At 38.5% G+C, this 22,000-nt stretch carries 20 protein-coding genes; 16 read left to right on the top strand and 4 right to left on the bottom strand.

Going from position 1 to position 22,000, the window contains the following annotated elements; genetic code table 11:
* The first annotated feature begins 38 nt into the window (after positions 1-38).
* The 6 genes from I6E11_RS12185 to fmt all read left to right on the top strand — a co-directional run bounded on the left by I6E11_RS12185 (position 39) and on the right by fmt (position 5,944).
* Positions 39-470, top strand: a complete 432-nt coding sequence (locus tag I6E11_RS12185) for a hypothetical protein (protein ID WP_235338412.1) — start codon at positions 39-41, stop codon at positions 468-470.
* Between the two features lie 160 nt (positions 471-630).
* A complete protein-coding gene (gene trmB / locus I6E11_RS12180; RefSeq protein ID WP_235338410.1) occupies positions 631-1,389 on the top strand; it encodes a tRNA (guanosine(46)-N7)-methyltransferase TrmB in 759 nt (252 codons plus the stop codon).
* A 79-nt stretch (positions 1,390-1,468) separates the two neighbouring features.
* Complete coding sequence (locus I6E11_RS12175; RefSeq protein WP_235338405.1) at positions 1,469-2,569, top strand: Mrp/NBP35 family ATP-binding protein; 1,101 nt, start codon at positions 1,469-1,471, stop codon at positions 2,567-2,569.
* A gap of 12 nt (positions 2,570-2,581) precedes the next feature.
* Complete coding sequence (locus I6E11_RS12170; RefSeq protein WP_235338417.1) at positions 2,582-3,145, top strand: L-threonylcarbamoyladenylate synthase; 564 nt, start codon at positions 2,582-2,584, stop codon at positions 3,143-3,145.
* A 21-nt stretch (positions 3,146-3,166) separates the two neighbouring features.
* Positions 3,167-4,963, top strand: coding sequence for a chloride channel protein (locus tag I6E11_RS12165; RefSeq protein WP_235338400.1), 1,797 nt, complete (start codon positions 3,167-3,169; stop codon positions 4,961-4,963).
* Positions 4,964-4,972: 9 nt separating this feature from the next.
* Positions 4,973-5,944: a methionyl-tRNA formyltransferase gene (gene fmt, locus I6E11_RS12160; protein ID WP_235338393.1), complete on the top strand. Its 972-nt coding sequence runs from the start codon at positions 4,973-4,975 to the stop codon at positions 5,942-5,944.
* Here fmt and I6E11_RS12155 read toward each other — a convergent pair.
* On the bottom strand, positions 5,858-6,643 hold the full coding sequence (locus I6E11_RS12155) for a NigD1/NigD2 family lipoprotein (protein WP_235338386.1): 786 nt from the start codon (positions 6,641-6,643) through the stop codon (positions 5,858-5,860). The two genes, fmt and I6E11_RS12155, sit on opposite strands and share 87 nt — an antisense overlap.
* A gap of 153 nt (positions 6,644-6,796) precedes the next feature.
* Here I6E11_RS12155 and I6E11_RS12150 point away from each other — a divergent pair, with 153 nt between their 5' ends.
* The 7 genes from I6E11_RS12150 to glmM all read left to right on the top strand — a co-directional run bounded on the left by I6E11_RS12150 (position 6,797) and on the right by glmM (position 14,757).
* A complete protein-coding gene (locus tag I6E11_RS12150) occupies positions 6,797-7,342 on the top strand; it encodes an RNA polymerase sigma factor (protein WP_235338382.1) in 546 nt (181 codons plus the stop codon).
* Positions 7,339-8,652 (top strand): outer membrane beta-barrel protein, encoded by a 1,314-nt coding sequence (locus I6E11_RS12145; protein WP_235338377.1) that lies wholly within the window; start codon positions 7,339-7,341, stop codon positions 8,650-8,652. Before I6E11_RS12150 ends, I6E11_RS12145 begins: the two co-directional genes overlap by 4 nt.
* A gap of 206 nt (positions 8,653-8,858) precedes the next feature.
* A complete protein-coding gene (rpe, locus tag I6E11_RS12140) occupies positions 8,859-9,512 on the top strand; it encodes a ribulose-phosphate 3-epimerase (RefSeq protein ID WP_235338370.1) in 654 nt (217 codons plus the stop codon).
* A gap of 63 nt (positions 9,513-9,575) precedes the next feature.
* Complete coding sequence (locus I6E11_RS12135) at positions 9,576-11,507, top strand: ComEC/Rec2 family competence protein (protein WP_235338365.1); 1,932 nt, start codon at positions 9,576-9,578, stop codon at positions 11,505-11,507.
* A gap of 50 nt (positions 11,508-11,557) precedes the next feature.
* Positions 11,558-12,595 (top strand): DHH family phosphoesterase, encoded by a 1,038-nt coding sequence (locus tag I6E11_RS12130; RefSeq protein WP_235338363.1) that lies wholly within the window; start codon positions 11,558-11,560, stop codon positions 12,593-12,595.
* Between the two features lie 100 nt (positions 12,596-12,695).
* Positions 12,696-13,361 (top strand): BamK family beta-barrel-assembly machinery protein, encoded by a 666-nt coding sequence (locus tag I6E11_RS12125; RefSeq protein WP_235338357.1) that lies wholly within the window; start codon positions 12,696-12,698, stop codon positions 13,359-13,361.
* Positions 13,362-13,368: 7 nt separating this feature from the next.
* Positions 13,369-14,757: a phosphoglucosamine mutase gene (glmM, locus tag I6E11_RS12120; protein ID WP_235338351.1), complete on the top strand. Its 1,389-nt coding sequence runs from the start codon at positions 13,369-13,371 to the stop codon at positions 14,755-14,757.
* Positions 14,758-14,846: 89 nt separating this feature from the next.
* On the opposite strand, the gene hemW is transcribed toward glmM, so the two are convergent.
* The gene (hemW, locus tag I6E11_RS12115; RefSeq protein ID WP_235338344.1) at positions 14,847-15,977 is read right to left on the bottom strand and encodes a radical SAM family heme chaperone HemW; all 1,131 of its coding nucleotides are present in this window, start codon (positions 15,975-15,977) and stop codon (positions 14,847-14,849) included.
* Positions 15,978-16,439: 462 nt separating this feature from the next.
* Here hemW and I6E11_RS12110 point away from each other — a divergent pair, with 462 nt between their 5' ends.
* The 3 genes from I6E11_RS12110 to rprY all read left to right on the top strand — a co-directional run bounded on the left by I6E11_RS12110 (position 16,440) and on the right by rprY (position 21,130).
* Complete coding sequence (locus I6E11_RS12110) at positions 16,440-18,599, top strand: elongation factor G2 (protein WP_235338338.1); 2,160 nt, start codon at positions 16,440-16,442, stop codon at positions 18,597-18,599.
* 265 nt (positions 18,600-18,864) lie between these two features.
* Complete coding sequence (locus I6E11_RS12105) at positions 18,865-20,418, top strand: sensor histidine kinase (RefSeq protein ID WP_235338325.1); 1,554 nt, start codon at positions 18,865-18,867, stop codon at positions 20,416-20,418.
* A gap of 1 nt (position 20,419) precedes the next feature.
* Complete coding sequence (gene rprY, locus I6E11_RS12100; RefSeq protein WP_235338317.1) at positions 20,420-21,130, top strand: response regulator transcription factor RprY; 711 nt, start codon at positions 20,420-20,422, stop codon at positions 21,128-21,130.
* Between the two features lie 81 nt (positions 21,131-21,211).
* On the opposite strand, the gene I6E11_RS12095 is transcribed toward rprY, so the two are convergent.
* Both I6E11_RS12095 and I6E11_RS12090 read right to left on the bottom strand, forming a co-directional pair.
* Positions 21,212-21,388 (bottom strand): hypothetical protein, encoded by a 177-nt coding sequence (locus tag I6E11_RS12095; RefSeq protein ID WP_235338315.1) that lies wholly within the window; start codon positions 21,386-21,388, stop codon positions 21,212-21,214.
* Positions 21,389-21,510: 122 nt separating this feature from the next.
* A complete protein-coding gene (locus tag I6E11_RS12090) occupies positions 21,511-21,957 on the bottom strand; it encodes a MarR family winged helix-turn-helix transcriptional regulator (RefSeq protein ID WP_235338313.1) in 447 nt (148 codons plus the stop codon).
* Positions 21,958-22,000 lie beyond the last annotated feature (43 nt).

The raw sequence follows: 22,000 nt of genomic DNA, 5'->3' as shown, positions 1-22,000 counted from the left end.
TTTGTATATTGATTGTTTAACTTGAAAATTATTTAGTTATGAAAACATTAAAAGAGTTTAAAGAATTAGAGGGTGAAAATTTACTAGAACAAATTGAGGGTGATGCTTATAATGATTCGCCAAATCCTTTTGTGAGATTAATAAATGGAATTATTCGTATAATTCTTTTAATCTTTGGGGTTAAGTTACGTACTTATATTATAATCACTAATTTAAGAATTGTTCAAGTTACAAAGAAAACAGTTTTGTGGGGGCTTTTACCTGGTGATACGGAAGTTGTAACATTAAATAAAAAATCAATTCAGTCAGTTGGTTACTCTATGGCAACAAGTTTCTTTATTTTTAAAAAGTTTTATTTCTTATTGACTAATGCAAGCGGATTGGTTCGTATAACATATAAAGGAAAATTATCTGATTTGGAAAACGCTTGTGCAAAAATAGACAAATTAGTGTCAGAAGCAAGTATTTAAAAATATGGAATGAAATTTTAGAAAATCTTATTTGAGAAATAATGCGCTCCAATAGTTTTATATAACTATATGGAGTGCATTTTTATTTTTGAATAGTATTATCTCTTTTTTATTTTACATTAAAAAGATGTACCTTTGTATCGGTAATAAATACTTTGACATGGGAAAAGGTAAACTGGCTAAATTTGCAGATATGGCGGAATATCCGCATGTGTTTGAATATCCGTATTCGGTGGTTGACGATGTGAACTTTGAGATGAAGGGAAACTGGAACCGTGATTTCTTCAAGAATGATAATCCTATCGTTTTGGAACTGGGTTGCGGAAGAGGTGAATACACAGTCGGACTGGCGAGAAGATATTCTGACAAGAATTTTATAGGGGTTGATATAAAGGGAGCACGTATGTGGACAGGAGCTACAGAGGCTCTTAACGAAGGATTGAAAAACGCTGCTTTCCTCCGTACAAATATTGAGATTATAGACCGTTTCTTCGCACCGGGAGAGGTTAGCGAAATATGGCTTACATTCTCTGACCCTCAGATGAAGAAGGCTACGAAGCGTCTTACATCGACTTATTTTATGGAAAGATACAGGAAATTTCTTGTTCCAGGTGGAGTAGTGCATCTGAAGACTGACAGTAACTTCATGTTTACATATACCAAATATATGATAGAGGCCAATAAATTGCCAGTAGAGTTTATCACTGACGACCTTTATCATTCCGGAATGGATGATGATATCCTAAGTATACGTACGTACTACGAACAGCAATGGCTGGACCGCGGACTTAATATTAAATACATCAAGTTTAGACTGCCTCAGGAAGGTGAACTGAAAGAACCGGACGTGGAAATAGAACTTGATGACTACAGAAGCTATAATCGTAGCAAAAGAAGCGGACTTAAGACCAGTAAATAAAAAACCTATAAACTTTTTTTCTAAAGGCGTTTAAACGGCTTTTAAATACTGTTTAAACGATGTTTAAATAAAAAAATATATGACACTATATCCAAAATTAATTCTTGACGCGCTTTCAACAGTGCGTTATCCCGGAAACGGAAAAAATATAGTTGAGGCCGAAATGGTGGCTGATAATCTTCGTATAGACGGAATGAAAGTGAGCTTTTCCATTATTTTTGAAAAGCCTACTGATCCGTTTATGAAATCAGTTGTCAAGTCGGCTGAGACAGCTATACATACATATGTTTCGAAAGAAGTAGAAGTGACCATTACAACTGAAAGCAAGCAGGCAGCACGCCCGGAACCGGGAAAACTTCTTCCACAGGTCAAGAATGTGATAGCTGTATCATCCGGTAAAGGTGGTGTGGGTAAATCGACTGTGGCGGCAAATCTTGCAGTGGCTCTTTCTAAGTTGGGTTACAAGGTTGGCTTGCTTGATGCGGATATTTTCGGTCCATCAGTTCCAAAAATGTTTCAGGTGGAAGATGCACGTCCTTATGCCGAAGAGGTAGGTGGACGAGATTTGATAGTACCGGTAGAAAAATATGGAATTGAACTTTTGTCAATAGGTTTCTTCGTTAGTCCTGAACAGGCTACTCTCTGGCGTGGAGCTATGGCAAGCAATGCTTTGAAGCAGCTTGTGGGTGACGCCAAATGGGGTGAACTTGATTATTTCGTTCTTGACACTCCTCCGGGAACCAGCGATATTCACCTTACTCTATTGCAGAACCTTGCAATAACAGGTGCGGTTATAGTAAGTACACCTCAGGAAGTGGCATTGGCCGATGCACGTAAGGGTATCAATATGTATCAGAATGACAAGGTGAATGTGCCTATACTTGGCTTGGTGGAAAATATGGCCTGGTTTACTCCGGCTGAGCTTCCAGAAAACAAATACTATCTGTTCGGCAAGGAAGGTACAAAACGTCTGGCCGAAGAATTGAATGTTCCTTTGTTGGGACAGATACCTATCGTTCAGAGTATTTGCGAAGGTGGAGACAATGGTACTCCGGTAGCTCTTAACGAAGACTCTATAACAGGACAGGCATTTATTGAACTTGCCAGAAATGTGGTGGAGCAGACAGAAAAACGTAATGCTGAAATGGCACCGACACAGATTGTGCAGACTCATAAATAATATAGGGTTATGATGAACGATGAAATTAAAAAGGCATGCGATGTCATGTATAAAGGTGGAGTAATACTATATCCTACAGATACAGTGTGGGGTATAGGTTGCGACGCAACGAACGAAGAAGCGGTAAAGAAAGTTTTCGAGATTAAACGTAGGGCGGACAGCAAGGCTATGCTGGTGCTGGTGGATAGCCCTGTAAAAGTGGAATCATACGTAAGCGACGTGCCTAACGTGGCATGGGACTTGATAGAAATGACTACAAAACCGCTTACGATAATCTATGACGGTGCTAGAAATCTGGCACCTAATCTTATTGCGGAAGACGGTAGTGTAGGTATACGAGTTACGTCAGAAGAGTTCTCAAAGCAGTTGTGCTTCAGATTCAAGAAAGCCATAGTATCTACTTCGGCAAATATAAGTGGCGAACCTGCACCTGCAGTGTTTAGCGAAATCAGCGAGGAAATAAAGAATGCTGTGGATTATATAGTGGACTACAGAAGAGACGAAAAAGGTCCTGCGAAACCATCAAGTATAATCAAACTTGGCAAGGGTGGTGTAGTAAAAGTTATCAGGGAATAGTTGATTTAAATTTGCTGGAGAATGAAGACTAAAGAGAAATTTTCTTTTTTGCAGAGTTTCCTTAAGTGGAGAGAAAAGCATATCACTGATAAGCAGTTCATACTCATACTTAGTTTCCTGGTAGGTATCTTTACTGCTCTGGCTGCTTTTGTCCTTAAGTTCCTTGTAGAGTACATAAAGGAATTTCTTACCGAAAACTTCGATACTACTGGGGCCAACTGGCTGTATCTGGTGTATCCGGTGGCCGGAATATTTATTACCGGGCTATTTATCAGATATATTGTACGCGATGATATAAGTCATGGTGTGACTAAGATTCTTTATGCCATTTCGCGTCGTCAGAGTAGAATAAAGGGGCATAATGTATGGTCGTCAGTTTGTGCATCAGCTATAACCATCGGTTGTGGTGGATCTGTAGGAGCCGAGGCGCCTATTGTTCTTACGGGTTCAGCCATAGGGTCTAATCTGGGAAGTATATTCCGTATGGATCATAAAACTCTTATGCTGTTGTTGGGATGTGGTGCTGCCGGTGCGGTTTCCGGAATCTTCAAGGCTCCTATAGCCGGATTGGTTTTTACTCTTGAAGTGCTGATGTTCGACCTTACTATGGCTTCGCTTTTGCCATTGCTGATTTCTAGTGTGACAGCAGCCAGTATGTCCTATCTTCTTACCGGAACAGAGGCTATGTTTCAGTTTACACTGGACTATCCGTTTGCCCTCGAACGTATTCCATATGCTATAGCATTAGGAGTGTTCTGTGGTTTGATAGCATGGTATTTCACACGTTCCATGAACTGGATAGAGAATATTTTCAGACGTTTTTCTAGTCCGTATTCCAAGTTTGTACTTGGCGGTGTAATGCTTAGTGTGCTGATATTCCTTTTCCCGCCTCTTTATGGTGAAGGTTACGATACTATTTCACTCCTGCTTAACGGAACATCAAGTACCGAATGGGACACAGTGATGAACAATTCGTTTTTTTATGGACACAGTAGTCTTTTGGTAGTATATCTGTTGCTTATCATCCTGTTTAAGGTGTTTGCATCGAGTGCTACAAACGGTGGAGGTGGATGTGGCGGTATATTTGCGCCAAGTCTTTTCCTTGGATGTATTGCCGGGTTTGTCTTCTCTCACCTGTGTAATGAGTTCAATATAGGTAATACTTATATTCCGGAAAAGAATTTTGCTCTTATGGGTATGGCAGGACTTATGTCTGGGGTAATGCATGCACCGTTGACAGGTGTATTTCTTATAGCAGAACTTACCGGAGGATATGGATTGTTTCTTCCTCTTATGATTGTTTCTGTGTTTGCATATCTTACAATCAAGGTATTCGAGCCTCATAGTATATATTCTATGCGTCTGGCAAAGAAAGGCGAACTTATCACACACCATAAGGATAAGGCTGTACTTACCATGATGAACATTGAGAGTATAATGGAGAGTGATTTTCTCACAGTGAAACCAGAAATGGATTTGGCGCAGATGGTAAAAGTCATTTCCAAATCAAGCAGAAATATCTTTCCGGTGATAGATGCGAATGATGAACTTATAGGAATAGTAAATCTGGATGATATAAGAAATATAATGTTCCGTCAGGAATTGTACCACCGGTATACAGTGGAGAACTTTATGAAAGTTCCGAAAGCCAAACTAGTCACTACCGATTCAATGGAAGAGGTGATGGAGAAATTTGATTCTACAAAGGCTTGGAATCTTCCTGTAGTGGACGAGGAGAATAAATATAAAGGATTTGTTTCAAAGTCGAAGATGCTTAACACTTACCGTCAGGTACTTGTTGACTTCTCGGCAGAATAAATTTAGATTATGGAAAAGAAAGATTTGCGTATAGTATATATGGGTACCCCGGAGTTTGCAGTAGAAAGTTTACGCAGACTGGTTGAAGGTGGGTATAATGTAGTGGCTGTGATAACAATGCCGGACAAACCTATGGGACGTCATGGCAGTGTTCTGCAGCCAAGTCCTGTAAAGCAGTATGCAGTGTCGCAGGGATTGAAGGTCTTGCAGCCTGAGAAACTTAAAGATGAGGCTTTTGTGGAAGAACTCCGTTCGTTGAAAGCCGATTTGCAGATTGTAGTTGCTTTCAGAATGTTGCCCGAAGTAGTATGGAACATGCCACCAATGGGAACGTTCAACCTGCATGCATCGTTGTTACCACAGTACAGAGGTGCTGCTCCTATAAACTGGGCTGTTATAAACGGTGATACAGAAACCGGTATAACAACATTCTTCCTGAAGCATGAGATAGATACAGGTGAGATTATTGATCAGGTAAGGGTGCCAATCGCGGATACAGACAACGTAGAGGTGGTTTATGACAAGCTTATGATGCTTGGTGGGGATTTGGTACTTAAGACTGTTGATTCCATTCTCGAGGGAAATGTAAAAACAACTCCTCAGGAAAATCTTGCAAAAATAGAGGAGTTACGTCCTGCACCGAAAATTTTCAAGGAGACATGTCGTATTGACTGGAATGCGGGAGTAAAAAAAGTATATGACTTTGTGCGAGGACTGTCTCCATATCCGGCTGCTTGGACGGAGCTTCACCAGGGTGATTCTGTTCCTGTTATGCTGAAGATATTCGAAACAGAAAAGATTTTCTGCAATCACGACTACAAGCCGGGAAGTATTGTAACAGATAATAAAACTTATCTGCATGTAGCTTCAACAGATGGATATGTCAATGTATTGTCATTGCAGCTTGCCGGCAAAAAGAGGATGCCTGTTGCCGATTTCCTGCGAGGATTCCATGCTTCTGACAACACTTCTCTGATTTGAATTTTGTAGTCTGACAATAGTTTCTGATTTGCTGTATTCATCGGACTGATATATAATTCTAAAACCTTTGAAGTTTGTATCGGCATATTCAGGAATACTAGAAAGAGTGAAAGAAACAACACCCCAATAGAGTTTATTACCATAATCAGAGTTTTTATTATGGCGTAGCTCAACTTCCAGCAATCCCTCATCGTCTATTTGTGTGTTCTCTGTAAGGAGCAGGCTGATACGGTGGGGGATTGTTGTGTTATTTCCTCCAATATTGAATTCTATGTTTAAATGCTTGTTGCTTATGTAGGCATTGGTTATTTGAATATCGTCATTTCCAAAGTTGTCTATACTTTCTTCATTATTTAATCTTAAATCGTCTGCATTTTTTGTCAGTACCTTGTACAAGTCGTAAATTGTTACTTCCTTACCGGAATCTTCTTTTGAGTCTTTATCGTTTTCGTTAGGGAAATTTATGTTGATTAATACCCTTTGACCTATACTGTCTGCATTGAAACTATTTATGATATTAGGGTTTTTAGGCATAAGCTTTCCATATACATCGGAATCAATTGAGTAGTCGTCTAGATTGGTCACTGTTCCCATTGTGGAATATAGTTCCGGATAATTATCGGAATTATTGCACGAAAACAGAACTGTTCCCAATATGAAAGCACAAATTATACAGATAAAATTAAAGCCAGATTTCATACAGATTGTGTTTGTTTGTTCTTGATTTTTAAATGTTTTCCCGTGTAGTTTACTGCATAAAAACATGTTAAATAATAGGAATAAAAAAAATATTATCAGTTTATGCAGTATTTTTGCTTTATAATCATTTAATAAAAGAACAACAAACCCGATATGACTGAAGAAGAATTGTCTTTAAAATGCGCACAAGCTGACCCGGATGCCAGAAAAAGGCTCTACGAGGTTTATGGTGGTCAGCTTTTGGCCATATGTCTTCGGTATATTGGAGACAGGGATATTTCGCAGGATGTCTTCCATGACGGGATGATAAAGATTTATCAGTCACTAGGGCAGTTCAAATTTCTTGGTGAAGGTTCGCTCAAAGCATGGCTTTCCAGGGTTATGGTAAATGAAGCTTTGGGATATCTGAGAAAGAAGAATCTTCAGATGCAGCAGGAAACTCTGGTGGAACAGTTGCCAGATACGCAATTGGATGATGACGGTGATGTAAACAGTATTCCGAATAAGGAATTGATGAGGATGATAAGGGAGTTGCCGGATGGATACAGGACGGTTTTCAACTTGTTCGTGTTCGAGGAAAAAAGTCATAAAGAGATAGCCAGTATGCTTGGTATATCAGAACATACCTCATCATCGCAGTTCTACAGAGCAAAAACATTATTAATGAAAAAGATTAATGAATACAGGAAGAGATTATGAATAAAATGAATGACAAATGGATAAATGATATTCGTAGCCGGATGGAGAACTATTCGGAGCCTCTCCCTGTAGATTTATGGGAGAAGATTGATTCTGAAATAAACAGACCTAAGGTTATACCGATGTGGAGAAGGTGGACGTCAGTTGCAGCCGCTGCCGCTGTGGTTATTGCTGTTTCTACTTTGTCTGTTTTCTATTGGACTTCCGAGCCGGCATTGAACAACTTGACTATGCCAGTAGCAAATAATGAGAAACCGGATAATGATATGGAAAAGGAAAACGTACTTCAGAATATTTCTGCCGATAACGTAATCGTTTCAGAGACTGAAAACAAGAATGTACTGGCGCATATTCCTGCTAAAACTGTTAAGGAAGATAAACAGCAGGTTACCAATCCTGAACAACAGCAACCGGTATTGCATGTTTCCGATAATAAATCGGCTGTAGAAGATAATAACGAAGTGGAGATTGCTGCTGCAGAAGAGAACAAGTCTTCTTCCAAAGAAAGAAGAATAAATATGATGAAGGCTGACAGAGAGACTGTAAGGCGGAATGCATCATATCTGGCTATGGCTGACGATGGCGGAAAAATGAAACGGAACAATATACAGGTGGGATTGATGACAGGCAATGTTCCTTATTCATCTTCAAGCAGTTTTGGAGGAATGTCAAGATTGGGAATGTCTACCAAGTCATTGTCTAGTGTAAATAATATCGTGGTGGGGGAAATGTCTGATGCTACAGCTTCCTATAGCCAAATGTTATTAAATAATATGAATAAGGAAACATATACCGATATAAAACATCATGTACCTGTAACAGTCGGAGCATCAGTGAAATGGGGCTTTAGTGAAAAATGGGCTTTGGAAACAGGGCTTAACTATACTTATCTTTATTCTGAACTTCGCTCTGGAGCAACATCTTATATAGAAGACAAACAGAAACTTCATTACGTCGGTATTCCTTTGAAAGTACAGCGTTCAGTGTGGAGCAATAGCATCTTTACTTTCTATGCTTCTGCCGGTGGAATGATGGAAAAATGTGTTTCCGGTTCCTTGGAAAGGGTTTCCGTGGATGAGAATAATAGAAAGAATTATTATAGTGAGGATTTGAATGTGAAACAGTTGCAGTTTTCTGTTCTTGCATCTGTAGGCTTGCAGGCAAACTTCAATAAATTGCTGAGTTTGTATTTGGAACCTGGTATGATATACTATTTTGATGATAATACAGATATTCTTACTATCCGCAAGGATAAACCGTTCAACTTTAATCTTCAGTTGGGAATAAGGTTTAATTTGAACAACAAGTGAATCCATATATCTTTTTGAATAACAAGTGAACATGTAGTGAACAAGTAATGAACGCTGTCCAAGCGTTTATATCTTGTTCACTTTTCGTTTATTGACCGTTCACTAAGCATCATAATGTACCTTTTCTCTGAATATTCAGTATGTATTGTTTTTTTATTTCGGAAAAGAATTCATATCTTTGTTCTTATACTAATATATAATAGGAAATGAATAAAGTTTTGATTTCTCCGTCTTTGCTTTCGGCCGATTTCGGTTGTTTGAAAGATGATTTGGATAAGATAAACCGCAGTGAAGCGGACTGGTTACATATTGATATTATGGACGGTGTGTTTGTTCCTAATATTTCATTCGGATTTCCAGTTCTGGAGTATGTAGCCAAATTATGTAATAAGCCTCTTGATGTCCATCTTATGATTGTGCAGCCGGAAAAGTTTATCAAAGAAGTAAAGGCTTTGGGTTCGATGATGATGAATGTACATTACGAAACCTGTCCGCACTTGCACCGTGTAATACAGATGATAAAGGATAACGGAATGAAGGCCGGTGTTACACTTAACCCTGCTACTCCGGTGTCTGTACTTAGCGATATAATTGCCGACCTTGATATGGTTCTTCTTATGAGTGTTAATCCAGGTTTCGGCGGACAGAAATTCATCCCTAACACATTGAATAAGGTCCGTAAGTTGAGACAAATGATCGAAGAAACCGGTTCGAATGCTTTGATAGAAGTAGACGGAGGTGTTAATCTGGAAACCGGAAAACAGTTGGTTGATGCCGGTGTCGATGTACTTGTGGCTGGAAATGCCATTTTCAAGGCTCCGGATATGATAGACATGATTCATAAAATGAAAAATCTATAATTACTCAGATTGGAGAAGAAATCCCATTTGGTAAACTATCCATTATTCCGGTTGACAATTTTTATGGCAGCCGGAATTTTTTTCTTCGACAGATTTCTGCCGGATGTATCTGTACGGCCTTTGCTTCTGCTTCTTTGTGTTGCTATTTTGCCGTTGTTGCTATCGGCAATATTAAAAATTAGAAATGTCAGTCTTAATTATTTCTCCGGCATTATTGTTTCCATTTGTTTCTTTTTACTTGGTGGAATACTTATAGTTCAGAAGAAAAACACTATAGGGTATAAGTGGCCCGAAAGTCAATTGTGTTATTATGGAGTTGTGGAGACTACTCCTGAAGCGAAAGGAAAAACCTTGTGCTCGGAAGTAAAGGTAAAGTATTGTATTCCTGCAGCATCGGATAGCATAAATATGTATTCTGTCAATCGTAATATTCTGTTGTATTTTATTCCGGACTCTTCGTCTTACATTCCACGATGCGGTGATAATATTGTGTTTTATTCTTCCATTTCCAAACCAATTTCAGATACTGAATTTATGGGGTTCGATTATGCCGGATATCTTTTCAATAAAGGTGTCTCCGGTACGGCATTGGCTTTTGGAGGCAACTGGATGGGAATTAAGGAGGAAAAACCGCATTCCATAAAACATATGGCATTGAGATGCAGAGAGTCTGTGTCCGAAATCTTCAAAAGTTGGAATATGGGCGATGATGAACTGGCTGTGGTTTCAGCATTGACTATAGGCGACAAGAGTGAGCTCACACCGGAATTAAAAGCCATATACAGTGCAGCAGGAACAAGTCATGTTCTGGCGTTGTCTGGATTACACGTAGGAATATTGTCGTGTATCCTGTATTTCCTATTAAGTCCTTTAAGAAGAATAAAAGGTGGGCGTGTGATTCAGTCACTGGCTGTGGCTGCAACATTATGGGTGTTTGCGTTTATATCAGGACTCAGCCCTTCTGTAGTCAGGGCTGTAACAATGTGTACGCTTTATCTTGTAGCATCTGTTTTGGTTGAAAATGGGTTTTGCGGATTCTTTTCTCTATCGCTCACTGCATTCATAATGCTGGTTTACAATCCTATGTATCTTTTCGATATAAGTTTTCAGTTGTCGTTTGTTGCTGTACTTTCTATTATACTTTTTTTTCCAGTCATTTCGGGATGGATAAAAAGTGGCAATAGGTTTGTGCGCTATGTATGGAGTGCAATGTCTGTTTCTTTGGCAGCTCAGTTAGGTACATTACCTCTCATACTGTATTATTTCGGAACTTTCCCTACATATTTTCTGATGGCCAATCTTGTTGTAGGTATTCTGGCTTCATGCATACTTTCGTTTACTATTGCATCACTTGTATGTTCATTTATCCCTGTAGTGGGAGATGTATGTGTATGGCTTTTGGAAATGTTTACTTTGGCTCTTAACAGTTCCATGCATTTTGTACACAGTTTGCAGGGAGCACAGATAACTTCAATTTATTTTAATAAGGTACAGGTGGTTTTAGGGTTTGCAGTTTTATGTTTGCTCTATGTATTTTTCAGAAGACGAACTTTTTTGAGGCTTGTAAGTGTGCTCTTGGCATTATGTCTGATTGTTGCAGCAGATTTATACAAAATTCGTAAAGAGAATACCGCGTCGCTGTTCCTTACACGTTCCGACTTATATATAAGAATCAATAAAGAACTTGAAACACTTAAATCGGAAAACGGACTGTATGAGATAAACGGAGTCAGAGTGGGAGTGATGAAGTCTTCACAATGGAAAGATGTTCGCCTTACGGGAAAAACAAAACTTGCCACTTTGGACTATGTATATATATGTAAGGGGTTTAGCGGAAACATAACCGGACTGTCCGGGCTGTTTGACATAAAGAATGTGATAATAGACGAAACAGTAAGTGAGGGTTACAGAGAGTTTCTGAAAGAAGAATGCAGGAAGCTAAATATAAAATGCATTGAAAAATCGGCACAAGCTTCTTTTAGAATACTTCTGTAAATAGAAAAAAAAGAGTACATTTGCCAACAATTTAACACAAACAATCAAATATGCTGTCAAAGATTATCTTACAAGCGAACATTGACAAGGTAGAAACCTATTTCGAAAAGGCTGACAAAATAGTTATAGTAACACATGTTTCGCCGGACGGTGATGCTCTTGGATCATCGTTGGGGCTTTGTCATTTCCTGCAGGGAATGGAAAAAAATGTACATGTGATAGTTCCGAATGCTTTTCCTGAGTTCCTGCAGTGGATGCCAGGTGCAAAAGACATAATAAGATATGACAAGTATGCCGAGTTTGCCGACAAACTTATTGCAGAGGCAGACGTGATATGCTGCCTTGACTTCAATGCATTGTCCAGGATAGATGCTGTGGCAAAACCGGTAGCGGAATCGCAGGCACGTAAGGTAATGATAGACCATCATCTGAATCCTGAACCTTTCTGTAGGGTTACAATTTCTCATCCTAATATATCTTCAACATCAGAACTTGTTTTCCGTTTGATATGCCGTCTGGGATGTTTCGACGATATAACATACGAAGGGGCGCAGTGTATTTATACAGGAATGATGACGGATACTGGTGGGTTTACGTATAACTCAAACGACCGTGAAATATATTTCATCATCAGCGAACTCCTTTCTAAAGGAATTGACAAGGACGACATCTACCGTAAAGTCTTTAATACGTATTCCGAAGGGCGTCTTCGTCTGATGGGTTATGTACTTTACGACAAGATGGAGGTATTCCATCAGTTCCGTTCGGCACTGATATGGCTTACTAAAGACGAACAGAAGAAATTCCAGTATATTAAGGGAGATACTGAAGGTTTTGTCAACATACCACTACAAATGAAAGGTATTTGTTTCTCTGTGTTCCTGCGCGAAGATACAGAGAAGAATATGATAAAAGTGTCATTGCGCTCAGTCGGAAATTTCCCTTGTAACAAGGTTGCTGCAGAATTCTTCAATGGTGGTGGACATCTGAATGCTTCCGGAGGTGAATTTTATGGCACTATGGAAGAAGCTATCGGCCTATTCAAACAGGCGCTTGTGAAATACGAGGATTTATTGCTTAAGAACTGATTTATAGTATATTTTTCTACAAAATTAACTATTACATCTGCAAAATTAGTATGTGGATATAAATAGTTTTATTAATTTTGCCATGTAAATTTTTAAAATAATGAAGAAACTGTTCTATTTATCGGTATTGGTATATGCTTTATCATTCGGACTTCAGAGTTGTAATAACGGAAAGACATACGCTGAAATGAAGGAAGAAGAGGCCGATGCCATCAATAAGTTTATCCTGGAGAATGATATAAATGTTATCTCTGAAAAGGAATTTATAGAGAATGATACCATGACGGCTGAGAACGAGTTCGTATTGTTCGACAAGAGTGGTGTGTATATGAATATACAGTATCGCGGTGACGGTAAAATACTTGAAGAAGGCAGATATAACCTCTCTTCCCGATTTATAGAAATCTGTATTAAGGACGTTCCTGATATGGCGATAAGTGCCGGTGATACATTGGCGACTAACAGATTCTACCCTTACGCAACCTATTCAGAGAACTTCTTGCTCACAGTGGGTTCAAATACTTCTTATTCTGCATCTTTTACAAATATAGCTCAAAGTGCAATGTATGAGATGTATTCTACTTCTGCTGTACCTTCGGGATGGCTTGTGCCTTTTGCGTATCTGAAGATGAAATCATATATTTCGGCACCTCCGTCAGAAAAAATTGCACGCGTAAGATTGATTGTGCCTCATAGCGAAGGTACATCATTAGCTACACAATATGTTTATCCTTGTTATTATGAAATAACTTACGATCTAAATTAATAAAACTATGACATTAATCAAATCAATTTCCGGTATTCGTGGTACTATTGGTGGCCAAGCCGGTGAAGGACTTAATCCTTTGGATATAGTGAAGTTTACATCAGCTTATGCTACGCTGATACGTAAGACAACTACAGTGAAAAGCAACAAAATCGTTGTAGGACGTGATGCACGTATCTCTGGCGAAATGGTGAAGAACGTAGTTTGCGGTACTCTTATGGGTATGGGATTCGATGTTGTAAACATTGGTCTTGCTTCTACTCCTACTACAGAACTTGCTGTGACTATGGAAGGTGCATGTGGTGGTATTATCCTTACTGCAAGTCACAATCCAAGACAGTGGAACGCTCTGAAACTTCTTAACGAACACGGAGAATTCCTGAATGCTGCAGAAGGTAACGAAGTATTGCGTATTGCTGAAGCTGAAGAATTTACTTTTGCAGACATTGACAACATCGGTAAATATACAGAAAACAATACATACAATCAGCGTCATATAGACAGCGTATTGGCTTTGAAGCTTGTAGACGTTGAGGCTATCCGTAAGGCTAACTTCCGTGTGGCTATAGACTGTGTTAACTCTGTAGGTGGTATCATCCTTCCTCAGTTGCTTGAACAGTTGGGCGTGCAGCATGTAGAAAAGCTTTACTGCGATCCTACAGGTGACTTCCAGCACAACCCTGAACCTCTTGAAAAGAACCTTACAGACATAATGGGACTTATGAAGAAAGGTGGAAATGATGTGGCTTTCGTAGTCGACCCTGACGTTGACCGTCTGGCTATCATCAGCGAAGATGGTTCTATGTACGGTGAGGAATATACACTTGTAACTGTTGCCGACTATGTGTTGAAACATACTCCGGGTAATACTGTTTCAAACCTCAGCTCAACTCGTGCTTTGCGCGATGTAACACGCAAATATGGCATGGAATACAATGCATCTGCTGTAGGTGAAGTAAACGTAGTAACTAAGATGAAGGCTACAAATGCAGTAATCGGTGGTGAAGGTAACGGTGGAGTTATCTATCCTGAATCACACTACGGACGCGATGCTCTCGTTGGTATAGCTTTGTTCCTTACTCACCTTGCACACGAAGGTAAGAAAGTAACTGAACTCCGTGCTACATATCCTGAGTACTTTATTGCAAAGAACCGTATCGACCTTACTCCTGAAACAGATGTTGATGCTATCCTTGTAAAGGTGAAGGAAATGTATAAGAATGAGGAAATCAATGACATCGACGGTGTTAAGATAGACTTCCCTGACAAGTGGGTTCACTTGCGCAAGAGTAACACTGAGCCTATAATCCGTGTTTATTCTGAAGCTTCTACTATGGAAGCTGCCGATGAACTTGGCAAGCAGATAATGGATATAGTATACAGTCTGGCTAAGTAATCCTAATCACTACATATAGTAAATGCTCCCTTGATTAATTCCATATACAGGATATAATCTGGGGAGCATTTCTTTTATCTACTTCGTTATTATTCCACCCAAAGCATGTCGCTCATAATGCCGTCGGAGATGAAAATACCGTTTGGCGTCAGTTTCAGGGTGTTGTCTTTTATTTCCAGTGTTCCTTGGTCTATGTGTGGTTGTGCCATTTTCATGCAATAGTAATACATCTTTTCGCCGTATTCGGTCTTTAGTTTGTCGAGAGGCATCCCCCATACTGTACGTATTGTTGTAATCACAAAATCATTGTAACGTGTGTATATGTCCAGTTCTTCGATTTCCGAAATATCAGTTCCTCTGTTTATTCCATCAATATATTTCTCCAGCGATGATACGTTCCACTGTCTTGAATGCCCGTTGTATGAATGTGCCGACGGTCCGCAACCTAAGTATTTTATTCCGGTCCAATAGCTGGAGTTGTGCCGTGAGTGCATTCCGGGACGACAGAAGTTAGAAATTTCATAATGGATGTACCCGTTTTCTTTCAATCTGGAGATTAGAGTTTCGAAGAGTGTATTGCTAAGATCCTCATCGGCTTCACTCACTTTTCTTTCTTCTCTTAGTTTGTACAGCACCGTTCCCTCTTCATATATAAGATGGTATGCAGATATGTGTTCCGGCATCAGCGAGATGGCGGTATCAAGGTCACGGTTCCATGTATCAATGCTTTCTCCAGGCAGTCCGTACATGAGGTCGATGCTGATATTCCCGAATCCGGCATTTCTGCATCTGTGTAATGCGTCAATGGCCTGCTGTGCGTTGTGTCGTCTTTTCAAGAGAGAAAGGATATCATCGTTGAAAGTCTGTATTCCCATACTCAGGCGGTTGAATGGAAGTGTAGAGAGCATTTCCACATATTCGTCTGTCAGGTCGTCCGGGTTAGCCTCAATTGTGATTTCAGCCTCCGGGTTTACGTTGTAGTTATCATATATTACACTGAATATGTTTCTGAAATCATCCTTTTCCAGTTGCGACGGTGTTCCGCCTCCAAGATAAATCGTCTCTATAGTTTCACCTCCCAGATAGCCTTTTCTTTCGGCTATTTCCTTGCAAAGTGCCTTGATGTATTTGTTTTTCTTATTAGAAGCCGTAGTAGAGAAGAAGTCGCAGTATATGCATCTTCTTTTGCAGAACGGTATATGTATGTATATTCCAGCCATTTTTCTCAGTCTTGATTGATGTCTTTTGCAAAGGTACTAAATTTCTGATTCAAACAATTGCACAAAGGAATAGAGATGGCTGTCAGCATAAATTCTTGTAAAAGACACGAAATTATCTATAAATATAAGCTTTATCTTTATAAATATAAGTTGTATTTATAAAAACATAATCTGTATTTATATAAATATAAGTTGTATTTATAGATTTTGTTTAGGTGAAAATGTTTTTATGCCTTGTACGGGCATACTTTTTCTATAGGTGGTTTTTATCTTTATCTAGCTGAAAATATTTCTAACAGTGTGATTTAAAGCATTATATTACATAATGTGTCAGAAAACATAGTTTAGTAACACGAATGTAACAGTTGGATTTCTGAACATAAATTTCTATTTTGCGGCAACTTAAAAATGAGATATGAGAAGCATATCCTTTATTCTATTAATTTTTTAATCTAGAATACCATGAAAGTATATCAGACTAACGAAATCAAAAACATTGCACTTCTTGGCAATGATGGCTCAGGTAAAACCACCCTCACTGAAGCGTTGCTCTTTGAGAGTGGTATTATAAAACGTCGCGGCAGAATTACTGCCAAGAACACTGTCAGCGACTATTTTCCGGTAGAGCAGGAGTATGGTTACTCTGTATTCTCTACCGTTTATCATGTAGAGTGGAATGGTAAAAAACTTAATATCATAGACTGTCCGGGTAGTGATGACTTCGTGGGAGCTGCAATGACTGCACTTAATGTGACTGATACAGCTGTGTTGCTTCTTAATGGTCAGTATGGACCAGAAGTTGGTACACAGAATCATTTCCGTTACACTGAGAAGTTGGGTAAACCGGTTATTTTCCTTGTTAACCAGCTTGATTCTCCTAACTGTGATTTTGACAAAGTACTTGAACAGTTGACTGAAAATTATGGTTCTAAAGTTGTTCCGGTTCAGTACCCTATCAGTACAGGTCCGGACTTCAATTCGTTGATTGATGTACTTTTAATGAAAAAATATTCTTGGGGACCAGAAGGTGGTGCTCCTACTATAGAGCCTGTTCCAGCTGAAGAAATGGAAAAGGCTATGGAATGGCATAAGAGACTTGTTGAGGCTGCTGCCGAACACGACGAAACTCTTATGGAGAAATTCTTCGAATCAGAATCATTGACAGAAGACGAAATGCGTGAAGGAATCCGTAAGGGATTGGCTGCAAGAGGTATGTTCCCTGTGTTCTGTGTATGTGCAGGAAAAGATATGGGTGTTCGCCGATTGATGGAATTCCTTGGAAACGTAGTTCCTTTCGTAGACGAAATGCCTGTAGTTCACAATACACGTGGTGTTCCTGTTCCTCCTGTGGCTGATGCTCCTACTTCCCTTTATTTCTTTAAGACTGCTGTTGAACCTCATATTGGTGATGTACAGTACTTCAAAGTCATGAGTGGCGTAGTTCACGAAGGTGACGACCTGAATAATGCCGACCGCGGTTCGAAGGAACGTATGGCTCAGCTATATGTATGTGCCGGTGCTAATCGTGAAAAAGTGGAAGAACTGAGAGCTGGGGATATTGGTTGTACAGTGAAACTGAAAGATGTCAAGACTGGAAATACATTGAATAGCAAGGATTGCGAAAACAGATTCAATTTCATCAAGTATCCTAATCCTAAATATACAAGAGCTATCAAGCCTGAAAACGAGGCTGATACTGAAAAGATGATGGCTATCCTGAACCGTATGCGTGAGGAGGATCCTACATGGGTTGTTGAACAATCTAAGGAATTGAAGCAGATTCTTGTTCATGGTCAGGGTGAATTCCATTTGCGTACTCTTAAATGGAGACTTGAAAACAATGAAAAATTGGCTGTTCAGTTCCTTGAACCAAAGATTCCTTATAGAGAAACTATTACTAAGGCTGCACGTGCAGATTATAGACACAAGAAACAGTCTGGTGGTGCGGGACAGTTTGGTGAAGTTCATCTCATCGTTGAACCATATTACGAAGGTATGCCTACTCCTGAGGTATATAAGTTCAATGGTCAGGAATTCAAGATTAACGTGAAAGGTACTGAAACCGTTGATTTGGAATGGGGTGGTAAGTTGGTGTTCATTAACAGTGTAGTAGGTGGAGCCATTGATACAAGATTTATGCCTGCTATTCTTAAGGGTATCATGAGCCGTATGGAACAGGGACCACTTACCGGTTCGTATGCACGTGATGTACGTGTTATAGTATACGACGGAAAGATGCACCCTGTTGACTCAAATGAAATTTCGTTTATGCTTGCAGGACGTAATGCATTCAGCGAAGCGTTCAAGAATGCCGGACCTAAGATTCTTGAACCTATATATGATGTGGAAGTATTCGTTCCGAGTGACAAACTTGGTGACGTGATGAGTGATATGCAGGGACGCCGTGGTATGATTATGGGTATGAGTAGTGAAAAAGGATATGAAAAGCTTGCTGCTAAAGTTCCTTTGAAGGAAATGTCTAACTATTCTACAGCTTTGAGTTCATTGACTGGTGGACGTGCTTCATTTATTATGAAATTTGCAAGTTACGAATTGGTTCCTACAGATGTACAGAATAAACTTATGAAGGAATTCGAAGAGCAAGAAAAGAATGAAGATTGATTACTAGTTGATATTTTAATATATAAAAAAGCCGTATTTCTTAAAAAATACGGCTTTTTTTATTCTCTTTTCATGAACTTTTCGCCACTTTTAGTTGTTATATATTTAAAGTTATATTATTTTTGTAAAGTAAGAAAGGGTATAAAGGCTTTTATTTGTGATTTTATTAATCAAAATGAGTAGGTATTGTTAAATGTGAAAAAATACCGCGTAAAACATGTTAATTGATGATGATTATATTAATTAGCTTGTTAAATTTGTCACCATGAAAAAGTCAACAATATGGATATTAGGAGTCATTATGGCTCTGTCTTTTCTTAGTCTGCTGTATTTGCAGGTAAGTTATATAGAAGAGATGGTAAAGATGCGTCGTGGACAATTCGAAGAGAATGTAAACCGCAGTCTTGTTCAGTCCGTGCGTAATCTTGAATTGGTGGAAACCAAGAAGTATTTGGAAGCTGACGTTGCTGCTACTGAAAGGGCGGCCCGTCTGGCGGAGCAGTTCAACCTTAATAACGGTAAGGATAGTGATAATATATTGCGACATCATCAATACACTATCACTTCGCCTGATGGAAGTATGTATTCCACTTTCGAATTTAAGACTATAACTAACAGGCCGGCTAATGTACCTAAAGTTATAATATCCAATGGAAAGAATATACCTCAGACTTCTAGAACTTTACAGGAAATAATAAAGGAAAGATATGTGTATCAGAGAGCTTTGCTTGACGAGGTGGTATACAATATTCTTTATACAGCCAGCGATAAACCGTTGAAGGAAAGGATAAATTTCAAGCAGTTGGATCATTTCATAAAATCGGAATTGCTTAATAATGGCTTGGATTTGCCGTATCACTTCATGGTGACAGATAGAGATGGAAAGGAAATCTACCGTTGTTCGGATTATGTATATGATGGAGAAAAGATTTATTCAAGATTATTGTTTGAGAATGATCCTCCAGCAAAAATGGGATATGTGAAAATTTTCTTCCCTACAATGGATGATTATATCTTCAGCTCCGTAAAGTTTATGATACCTTCAATAATCTTTACAGTGGTACTTCTGATAACATTTATATTTACCATATATATAATATTCCGTCAGAAGAAACTTACTGAGATAAAGAATGATTTCATAAACAATATGACGCATGAATTCAAGACGCCTATCTCTACGATATCTCTTGCTGCCCAGATGCTTAATGATCCGGCCGTAGGTAAGTCGCCAGTCATGTTTAAACACATCTCTGGGGTTATAAATGATGAAACCAAACGTTTGCGCTTTCAGGTGGAAAAGGTTCTTCAGATGTCAATGTTTGAACGTCAGAAAGCAACACTGAAGAAGAAAAAAATAGATGCAAATGAACTGATAAATGGAGTAATTAATACTTTCAGACTTAAAGTGGAAAGTTGTCACGGTACTCTGGATGCAGAACTTGACGCTACGGATCCGTTTATTTTTGTAGACGAGATGCATTTCACAAATGTTATTTTCAATCTGCTGGATAATGCAGTTAAGTATAAGCGGTCTGATGTGGATATAAGTCTGAAAGTACGAACATGGAATGAAGCAAATAAACTTCATATATCCGTAGAAGATAACGGTATTGGTATAAAGAAAGAAAATTTGAAAAAGATATTTGACAAGTTCTACCGTGTTCATACCGGAAACCTTCATGATGTGAAAGGATTCGGTTTGGGACTGGCCTATGTAAAGAAAATTATTTCAGATCACAACGGAAGTATCCGTGCTGAGAGTGAACTGAATGTAGGAACTAAATTTATAATTGTATTACCTTTATTTAAAGAAGAATAATATGGACGAAAGAATGCGTATTTTGTTGTGCGAAGATGACGAGAATCTTGGCATGCTTTTGAGAGAGTACTTACAGGCTAAGGGTTATGAAGCTGACCTATTCCTTAATGGTGATGATGGTATAAGAGGTTATCAGAAAGGAAAATATGATATGGTTGTAACTGATGTTATGATGCCTGTAAAGGATGGATTTTCTATGGTTCAGGAAATAAAGCAGATTAATTCTGAAGTGCCTGTAATTTTCCTTACTGCCAAGACAATGAAGGAAGATGTACTTGAAGGATTCAAGATAGGTGCCGATGATTATATCAGCAAGCCTTTCAGTATGGAAGAGTTAACACTGCGTATTGAAGCAATCTTGCGTCGTGTAAGAGGTAAGAAGAATAGAGAAAACACTATGTATAATTTAGGTAATTTTGTTTTCGATACCCAGAAACAGTTGCTTACAATTGGTGATAAACAAACAAAACTTACTACAAAAGAATCGGAGTTATTGTCATTGCTTTGTTCTCATGCAAACGAGATATTGCAAAGAGACTATGCTTTGAAGAATATATGGATAGATGACAACTATTTCAATGCAAGAAGTATGGATGTCTATATTACAAAACTTCGCAAGCATCTTAAGGCTGACCCTTCTATTGAAATTATCAATATTCATGGTAAGGGATATAAATTGATTACTCCAGAAGACGACCAGCAGGAGGCATAAATATTAAAGGCAAAATAAAAAGAGATTACTTGATGAAAGTAATCTCTTTTTATTTTGCCTTTAATGCTGATTAAAATGTTATTAATCAGTAATACGTTTGTTTATCAGAATATAGCTGATTAGTCCTGCAATGATTAAAACCATTGATGTGCCTAGGATGGCATTGTTGTTTACATTTTCAGTTGCGAAGCATGCAATCAGGATAATAGCTCCGATAATAATCAATATTACTCCCAGATTCTTTAATAAGCTTTTCATGTGTGTCTTCTATTTTTATGGTTTATTCGTTATTGGTTACAAATTAAAGCATAATTCTTTACACGCAAAAATTATTTTATGAAAAAAAACGAAATTAGTAGCATATCTGCTACAATATATTTCTAATTTTGGGTATTTGTGAATATTTTGCGTAGAACTTCTTGACTGATACTCAATTCTTCCAGTGTAAGACCTTTTAATGCTTCTTTTAATGTTAGGTTGGCTACCAATCTTGCTTTATCTTCTAATCGCTTGCCGTCCTTGGTTAGATGTATGAGATTTGTTCTTCTGTCTTTTTTGTCGGATATTCGTACTACAAGGTGTTGCTTCTCCATGTTGTCTATTAATCTTGTCATGCTAGGTTTGTCCTTGAATGTAGCATTGCACAATTCTTGCTGTGTGACTCCATCTTTTTCCCATAGAAAAATCAGAACGGTCCATTGCTCGGGGGTTATATCTAATCCGTTCATTCTGAAGTTTCTTATGAGTTTGCGATTTATGGCAGCAGAAACTTTACCATTTAGTATTGCAAAGATTAACTGGATGTCAAAATTGAATTGTTCTATCATATAATTATTGTTTATACAACTATGCAAATATAATATATTTGGA

This window comes from Bacteroides caecigallinarum (assembly GCF_021531075.1).
GTDB classification, from domain to species: Bacteria; Bacteroidota; Bacteroidia; order Bacteroidales; family Bacteroidaceae; genus Phocaeicola; species Phocaeicola caecigallinarum_B.
This window is presented reverse-complemented; position numbering and strand designations above follow the sequence as displayed.

Coding starts and splice junctions, on each gene's coding strand:
- glmM (WP_235338351.1), top strand. CDS start 13,369: ATGACATTAATCAAATCAATTTCCGGTATTCGTGGTACTATTGGTGGC.
- I6E11_RS12150 (WP_235338382.1), top strand. CDS start 6,797: ATGACTGAAGAAGAATTGTCTTTAAAATGCGCACAAGCTGACCCGGAT.
- I6E11_RS12130 (WP_235338363.1), top strand. CDS start 11,558: ATGCTGTCAAAGATTATCTTACAAGCGAACATTGACAAGGTAGAAACC.
- hemW (WP_235338344.1), bottom strand. CDS start 15,977: ATGGCTGGAATATACATACATATACCGTTCTGCAAAAGAAGATGCATA.
- I6E11_RS12135 (WP_235338365.1), top strand. CDS start 9,576: ATGGCAGCCGGAATTTTTTTCTTCGACAGATTTCTGCCGGATGTATCT.
- I6E11_RS12090 (WP_235338313.1), bottom strand. CDS start 21,957: ATGATAGAACAATTCAATTTTGACATCCAGTTAATCTTTGCAATACTA.
- I6E11_RS12175 (WP_235338405.1), top strand. CDS start 1,469: ATGACACTATATCCAAAATTAATTCTTGACGCGCTTTCAACAGTGCGT.
- I6E11_RS12105 (WP_235338325.1), top strand. CDS start 18,865: ATGAAAAAGTCAACAATATGGATATTAGGAGTCATTATGGCTCTGTCT.
- I6E11_RS12165 (WP_235338400.1), top strand. CDS start 3,167: ATGAAGACTAAAGAGAAATTTTCTTTTTTGCAGAGTTTCCTTAAGTGG.
- rpe (WP_235338370.1), top strand. CDS start 8,859: ATGAATAAAGTTTTGATTTCTCCGTCTTTGCTTTCGGCCGATTTCGGT.
- rprY (WP_235338317.1), top strand. CDS start 20,420: ATGGACGAAAGAATGCGTATTTTGTTGTGCGAAGATGACGAGAATCTT.
- I6E11_RS12145 (WP_235338377.1), top strand. CDS start 7,339: ATGAATAAAATGAATGACAAATGGATAAATGATATTCGTAGCCGGATG.
- trmB (WP_235338410.1), top strand. CDS start 631: ATGGGAAAAGGTAAACTGGCTAAATTTGCAGATATGGCGGAATATCCG.
- I6E11_RS12155 (WP_235338386.1), bottom strand. CDS start 6,643: ATGAAATCTGGCTTTAATTTTATCTGTATAATTTGTGCTTTCATATTG.
- I6E11_RS12110 (WP_235338338.1), top strand. CDS start 16,440: ATGAAAGTATATCAGACTAACGAAATCAAAAACATTGCACTTCTTGGC.
- I6E11_RS12095 (WP_235338315.1), bottom strand. CDS start 21,388: ATGAAAAGCTTATTAAAGAATCTGGGAGTAATATTGATTATTATCGGA.
- I6E11_RS12185 (WP_235338412.1), top strand. CDS start 39: ATGAAAACATTAAAAGAGTTTAAAGAATTAGAGGGTGAAAATTTACTA.
- fmt (WP_235338393.1), top strand. CDS start 4,973: ATGGAAAAGAAAGATTTGCGTATAGTATATATGGGTACCCCGGAGTTT.
- I6E11_RS12170 (WP_235338417.1), top strand. CDS start 2,582: ATGAACGATGAAATTAAAAAGGCATGCGATGTCATGTATAAAGGTGGA.
- I6E11_RS12125 (WP_235338357.1), top strand. CDS start 12,696: ATGAAGAAACTGTTCTATTTATCGGTATTGGTATATGCTTTATCATTC.